The 6,000-nt window shown below is 27.6% G+C and carries 5 protein-coding genes; 4 read left to right on the plus strand and 1 reads right to left on the minus strand.

The window, feature by feature from the left end:
* Nucleotides 1-257 precede the first annotated feature (257 nt).
* Entirely contained in the window at nucleotides 258-980 is a 723-nt protein-coding gene (locus A6M55_RS02865) for a LytTR family transcriptional regulator DNA-binding domain-containing protein (protein ID WP_015029832.1), read from the plus strand.
* On the opposite strand, the gene A6M55_RS02870 is transcribed toward A6M55_RS02865, so the two are convergent.
* Nucleotides 955-1,656 carry a LytTR family DNA-binding domain-containing protein gene (locus A6M55_RS02870; RefSeq protein ID WP_064196379.1) on the minus strand — a complete coding sequence of 234 codons (702 nt, stop codon included), beginning with the start codon at nucleotides 1,654-1,656 and terminating at the stop codon, nucleotides 955-957. The genes A6M55_RS02865 and A6M55_RS02870 overlap by 26 nt on opposite strands.
* A 460-nt stretch (nucleotides 1,657-2,116) precedes the next feature.
* Between A6M55_RS02870 and A6M55_RS02875 the strand changes: the two genes are divergently transcribed.
* The 3 genes from A6M55_RS02875 to A6M55_RS02885 form a co-directional block, all read left to right on the plus strand.
* Nucleotides 2,117-2,452, plus strand: coding sequence for a LytTR family DNA-binding domain-containing protein (locus A6M55_RS02875; RefSeq protein WP_064196380.1), 336 nt, complete (start codon nucleotides 2,117-2,119; stop codon nucleotides 2,450-2,452).
* A gap of 629 nt (nucleotides 2,453-3,081) precedes the next feature.
* On the plus strand, nucleotides 3,082-5,010 hold the full coding sequence (locus A6M55_RS02880; RefSeq protein WP_064196381.1) for a tetratricopeptide repeat-containing sensor histidine kinase: 1,929 nt from the start codon (nucleotides 3,082-3,084) through the stop codon (nucleotides 5,008-5,010).
* Between the two features lie 697 nt (nucleotides 5,011-5,707).
* Nucleotides 5,708-6,000 (plus strand): transposase (locus A6M55_RS02885; protein ID WP_156510966.1); only part of this gene is annotated, 293 nt, incomplete at its 3' end.

The raw sequence follows: 6,000 nt of genomic DNA on the forward strand, positions 1-6,000 counted from the left end.
TAATTGCATATCAAAATCAATAACAATTTACGAATCTTTAATGAGTTATTCAGCGGATGTTTTTTCTAACTAATTCAGTTCGAATTAACTACTAGAAAATCAAGATTTTTTGAAATTGTTATTTATTAATACTGATACTTGGCGTATTGACAATGCATTTTGTAATTATTAAGTGCATTGTCAACCGTAAAGGGTTTATTGCTAGCTACGTTGGCAATAGTATTACTCATTCATAAGTATTTTAAATAGTTTACAGAATGATGGAAAGTGTAAGACCTATTCTTAATAATAAAATTCATATTCAGGTAATTTTTAAGAAAAATCAAAAATGGTACCTTCATTCAGATGTATCATCTTGGGTAATTATTGATGAAGATACTGTTAATGAATTGTTAAATAGATATGAACAATTAGTGTTCATTAATCTGAATACTATTATCAATATTGATTATGTGAATGGCATAAATTACATAGATATAGCCAAGGAATGTATCTTAATTAATGGGCAGATGCATATTATTTCAAAGCGATATATGCCTTTGTTGAAGCACGTATTAAAAGAAAAATACCCTAATCTATTCTCATCAATCCAACTCCATACAAAAGAATCATATTTGAGGAGAGTCAATAGCAAAAGAAAAGTACATACTCAACATATAAAATATTTGCTGAGAAAGGGCAGTAGAACCATCATCTTTTACGATGATGGAACAAGTGATTATTTTTACGAAACACTAAAATATTTTTATGAATATGTACTAGAGCATAATGACTTTATAAAGGTCAAAAGAGATTGTATTGTTAATATCAGATTTATAAATAATTGTAAAATTGATACTAAAACAAAAACAGGGGAGATACTTGTAGACTCAGAAGTAATTTCTATTTCTAGAAGGAATCTACAAGTATTTAAGAGATTTATGCAAAACCAAATGCATAAAAAAGACAATACGTTTACCTTTGCTCCAAGAATTGATTAAGTTCTTTGCGATAATGCCTTCCCAAAGGAATATGGTTATCACCCACCATCACTATATTATTGCTTAATTCAATTCTATTAATATATTGTTTATTAATTAAAAAAGCTTTGTGGACTCTTAAAAATCTTGAATCTAAATTTTCTATTAAGGACTTAAGAGATTTTTTACGAGCATACTTTTTGTTTGACTTTGTGTGAATAAAGCAGTAATTCCCATTTGCTTCTATCCATTCAATTTCATTAAAATTGATTTTCTTTACTTGTTGCTGGCTGCCTCTAACTGTTATAAAACTTTCTTCTTGAGGTTGAGCAATTGGATATTTGCTAATGAGTAAGTCTAGTGCTGCTAATAATGAAAACTTATGGAATGGTTTTACAATGTAAGTGCTTTTGGAGACTTTAGTGGATAAATTGAAAATTTCCTCATCTAAATGACTGCTCATAAAAATAGTGAGAAAATCGTTATTAGCATTTTCAAAAAGATACGGAAAGACGGTTGAGTCTTGGATACGAATATCACTAATAACTATATCAGGCTTGAAGCCTTCGATAATTGCTTGGGCTTTGTTTATGGTATTGGCAGTGCCAATAAGTTCGTATTGAGAATCTTCAATAATAGATTCTACAAAAAGTGACCAAACTGGGTCATCTTCAATAATCATAACTTTTACACTCATAGAACATTAATTTAAGTATTTTCGCATTAAAAATAGTTTTTTATACAATATACATCACTTGCGAGAAAAAAAATACAACAATTGGTGATAATCAGCATGAAATGGTTATAAAATGAAATATATTTCTTGTTTAATTACTCAGTGGTATTTGTACTACCACTAAAAGTAACTTTTAGGTGATAATTGAAATTAATTTTGAATTATTTAAAAGGCTACTTGTTATTAAGTGGCATTGTAATAATAAATGTCACAATAAGTGGTGACATAATACATGAAATGGTGATATAATGCATTTTCTTGCCTTTTGCTTATAATCCCTTTAATCTGAATAAATCCTTTCCAATAACCTAAGAAGTCATGTATGATTAATGGCTTTTGTCACTTTCACTTTGTTACTCATCTACTTTTAAGTGACTTTTTCTTTCAAATTTGTCTTAATATATTTAAAACGATTGATAATATGGATTCATTACTAAGCTCCTTTTTTCAAAAAGAAAAACTAAATTTAGATAATATTGTGTGTCTGCAAGGCCATGTAAATTATACAAAAATTTATTTGCTAGATAGAAGACCCATAATGGTTGCCAAAACGTTGAAATATTTTGAAAGAACATTCGTTGGTACCCAATTGAATCGTTTTTATAGACCCAATAAAACTTTTATTATTAACCTAGACCAAGTTCAAAGTGTAGAGGAAATTAATAATGTCGTTCTTGTTGAATTGACGAATAATATTAGACTTCCAATATCACGAAGAAAAAAGAAAGATTTTATTAAGTTAAGAGAGATTAACTGATCTAAATTATAATTATTTATGTAAATAATTGTAATAAACAACCTCTAGCTTACGAATAGGTATGGATTTATTTTTAATCTTTAAAACGAGCCGATTTATTTTTTATTTGGATTTACTTTGGGGTAAAAAACTTCAGAATTGAATAAATTTTTTAGACTTTGAAAATACTTATGACAAGATTTTAGTAAAGGTGCAATTGTACAATACAATATTTTAGGTTAATAAAAAATAACAGTTAAAGTAGAGAAGCAGAATTAAAATTACATCAAAAAAAGGCTATAAATTTATTTTTATTTAACTAATAATTTTGATTTTATGCTGTCTGTAAATTAAATAGCAATAATGAAAGTATTTCATGCCATTTTCTAAAAATATGTAAGATGACAAAAATACAATTACCCTACAAATATGGTTGGTGACGCTGAATAATGAATTTAAATAGCAATTTATATTTAAAACCTCAATATTTGTTAGGTATTGGTAAAAGGAAATGGTACTTTTATTTCAGTGTTTCTTCTTAAGTTTAGTAATCTACCTTTGCTTATTAATAGTCATTTACAAAAAATTATATTTCATTGACATTATTTATTGAAATTTTGTATCTTAATGTCAATATTTTACTTAATGCTATGAAAAAACAATTACTTCTTCTATTAATCTTTTTCGCAAATTTAGCATCTGCACAACATAAGCCTTACATGCAATTTCGAGATTATCATGTTTTGTCAAATTTAGATAGCCTCCAGCAGGTACTTAATTCGCAATTCGATAAAGCATCTAATGAATATCTAAATACTTTGATAGAATTGGAAATGAGTAGAAGATACTATTCTAATGATTTTGGTAAAGATTTAGATAGAATAAAGAAATGTGCTTTATTAAATAAAAATAGGAACGCACTTGCAATGTGCCATTTCTTGTTTGCTGCAAAATTGGTTTTTGATGATACTGAACAGTCCTCTAAAAATGCTTTAGAAGCTTTGAAGTTCTTTACACAACAAAAAGATACTTCAGGAATAATAAATTGTAATTTTTTATTGATTTCCTTATCAAATGAGTATCCTTCCTATTACTATGAAAGAAATAATAAGAAGAGCTATCTATTTAAAGAAGTATTTAATTATTTTGAACAAACCAGTAATGTTTGTGATAAGTTGATAATAATAACCATTTGTTTGAATTATGGACACAATTTCGGATTAACCGTCAAGGAACAATTAGAATTATATCAAAAAAGTTTAAAGCTTTTCAAAAATAATCCTCAATATAATTATCTACGTTCAAGAATTTATTATTCACTTGCCAATGTCTATTACAGAACGAAGGATAAGCATGGTAATTATAAGAAAAAGATACAATGGTGTTATTTAAAATCGTACGAGACTTTAGCTTCAAAGAATACTAGAAGTGCTGTTTCTGCTTTATCAAATTTGGGTGGAAGTTTTATATATACCAGAGAATTTAAAAAAAGTGAAAATTATTTAAAACAAGCTATAGCTTTATACAAAGAATTAAAAATTAGTACACCTTATTTCGCATTTATGGTGTATAACCAACTTTCATATATCCAATATGAATTAAAAGACTATAAAAATGCTTATGAAACAAGGTTGATTGTTGAAGAAGTAAAGAACAGAATCAATCAAAATTTGAAGACTAAAGAGTTAGAAGATTTATTGACAAAATATGAAACAGAGAAGAGAGATGCTGCTATTAAAAATTTAGAACTACAAAATCAGATAAGTGATGTACGATCACGGCAAAGTTATATAGTTATTATTTTAGCGTTTGTAATTATATTAATCATAAGTTTATTGCTATTCAGATTGAGTATAGTTAATAAAAACCTAAAAAAACTAACTAAAAGTCGAGATAAGCTCTTTACCATTATTTCTCATGATCTAAGAAGTCCACTTAGTTCGTACCAGCGTTATGCTGAGATTGTAAGTTATTTGGTGAGAAAAAAGCAATTCGAACGCTTGAGTACAGTACTCACACAAATAGATGAAATAGGACTACATTTAGCGGCTATGTTGAATAATTTATTAGAGTGGGGTATTGTACAACAGAAACAAATTAGACTAAATGTTTCTACAGTCAATTCAAGTGAATTTGTGAGCAATCTACTACCAATTTACCGACACATGGCATCGTTAAAAGAAATAAAAATTATTGAAGAAATAGAAGAATGTGAAATAAGTATAGACCAGCACATCTTAGGTTTAATAGTTAGGAATTTGCTTGATAATGCAATCAAATATAGTGGAATAGGTGGTAAAATCTTACTTAATGGTTTTAGGCAAGGGGATTCATTTGTATTAGTGTTTAGTAATTATTGTGAAGGCATGACCGAACTTCAACAAACGAAAATAGCCTCATTGTTTAATGACGATTATGATTTTGAATTTGGAGAAGATGGTTTGGGTGTTGGTCTTTTATTGATTAAGGAATTTGTTAAGAAAAAGGTTGCCAATATAAGGTTTACTTACGATATAGATAATTATGTAATCTTTAAAGTTGTAATACCTAATGCATTTCCGGCTAGTAGATTTAATTAAATCGATTGCTTTGTCACCTTTGCCTGCATTTTGTCACCTTATGTATTGATGATATGAGGTAATATTGTTCGAAAGTGTTTTACTTTGCTTCTGTAATTTAGTATTACAAAAACTTTCATAATTTTTATGAAAGTTTCACTCAATAGTAATTGAACATGGAGATAAGCACTGCTCCTGCTCTCTGTGCTTGCTTATCTCCAATGTTTTTTAGTACTCCAAATATAATTTTTTCAATAATTCTCCAAAATGTTAGTTTACGTTACATATATTAGGCATTCATTTTGAATATTCTTCTTTCGTTTCTAATGTTATAAGTTTACACACAAATAAGCAAGATATGAATTATAGATGAATTCTATGAATTTATTAAAAAAACCAACATATTATTACTTAAGATTATTTGCAAGAATTTTGTGAGTTAATAGACTTAAAGCTTCTTTGCTTTTGGTGTTTTATCAATAATAATATTGGTAATCTTGTTTTTGTGGTTGAATCATTCATCGTCGAAATGTCTTATCAAGCTAGAGGCTGAACATGGGACTATTCCAAAATTCGTAGTGTTTGTACAGATTTAATACTTTATCTTTATTTATATTTTTTTATTTTACCAATGAACTTGTTTAAGATTATTCTGAATCAAAAGTAGATGCTCAAGAAAGAGGTAATTTTGTTTTGCGAAGCAAAATATCTAAATCAAATGAGCATCTTAGACAAAGATAGAATTAAAACCTTTATTCTTCCATATTTAAGTCAAGGTAAACGAGGTAAAAATTTAACGGAAGATAAACGAATAAGTATTGTTTTATCCATTTTTCATCGTTTAAAAACAGGATGCCAGTGGAGAGAATTACCATTGGAGAAATATTTCACCGAGCAATATAGTTATGAATCTGTATTTTATCATTTCAATAAATGGTGTAAGGATGGTTCATGGAAAAGAATGTGGATTGGTTTATTGGCGAAATATAAGAACCATTTAGACTTATCAAG

This window comes from Emticicia sp. MM (assembly GCF_001649495.1).

Excerpts from the sequence above, each read along its gene's own strand:
- A6M55_RS02865 (WP_015029832.1), top strand. The coding sequence starts at position 258 with ATGATGGAAAGTGTAAGACCTATTCTTAATAATAAAATTCATATTCAG.
- A6M55_RS02870 (WP_064196379.1), bottom strand. The coding sequence starts at position 1,656 with ATGAGTGTAAAAGTTATGATTATTGAAGATGACCCAGTTTGGTCACTT.
- A6M55_RS02875 (WP_064196380.1), top strand. The coding sequence starts at position 2,117 with ATGGATTCATTACTAAGCTCCTTTTTTCAAAAAGAAAAACTAAATTTA.
- A6M55_RS02880 (WP_064196381.1), top strand. The coding sequence starts at position 3,082 with ATGAAAAAACAATTACTTCTTCTATTAATCTTTTTCGCAAATTTAGCA.